The organism is Streptomyces swartbergensis (assembly GCF_002148965.1).
Classification (GTDB): Bacteria; Actinomycetota; Actinomycetes; order Streptomycetales; family Streptomycetaceae; genus Streptomyces; species Streptomyces swartbergensis.
Window position 1 is genome coordinate 1 of the sequence record NZ_NGFN01000829.1, and the last position, 696, is coordinate 696.

At 68.2% G+C, this 696-nt stretch carries 1 pseudogene; it reads right to left on the reverse strand.

What is annotated here, in order from left to right:
- Nucleotides 1-631, reverse strand: a pseudogene (locus CA983_RS44590) (DUF3732 domain-containing protein); the annotation flags it as partial.
- Nucleotides 632-696: the final 65 nt, after the last annotated feature.

Here is a 696-nt window from a genome sequence, read left to right on the forward strand (position 1 = left end):
GTTCCTCGCCGGTGGCTGGCGGTGGGAAGCGGACCGCTTCGCGCAGGGCGTCGATCAGCGCCTCGCGACTGTCGAACTCGTCGCCGGCTGAGATCAGTCCTGCCGTGCGGGCTTGGGACAGCAACTGGTGCAGGTGGGCGTCGATGTCGCCGTCGGCGGTCTCGGCCACCTTCAGGTCTTGCTGTCGGCGTCGCAACAGCCGCCGGGCGGCCGTCAGGTCGTGCTGCTTTTGCGCCTGATCCTCGCCGACAGCGCCGAGGAAGTACGGCAGGGTGGAAGTCAGCCGTGCTCCGCCGTCTCGTTCGCCCTGCCGGTGAAACAGGATGCTGCGTGTGGTGATCTCGTCCTGGTTCTGCAGACACAGCGGCACTGCGTGCCCAAGGTGAACGGCGAACGGCGTCTGCAGGCTCCCGGGCTGGGGTTCGCTGCGGACGTCGCCCAGGCCGATCCTCCGTCCGAGCTGCTGGCGCAGTTCGTCGGAATCGCAGTTGTTCGCGAGCCGCTCATAGGGCAGCGGCCGCAGGGCGGAGCCGAACTCAAGCATCGCTGTGGAGACGGACTTCTTGCCTTTACCGGGGAGCCGGCGTGCCACGAACGCCCGGGTGTCGGGCAGCTGGAGCAGCACGGCCACCCATTCGACGGTCCTGGTGATCGGACCGACCGAGACGGGGGCGTCGTCCCTCCCCAGGCATAAGT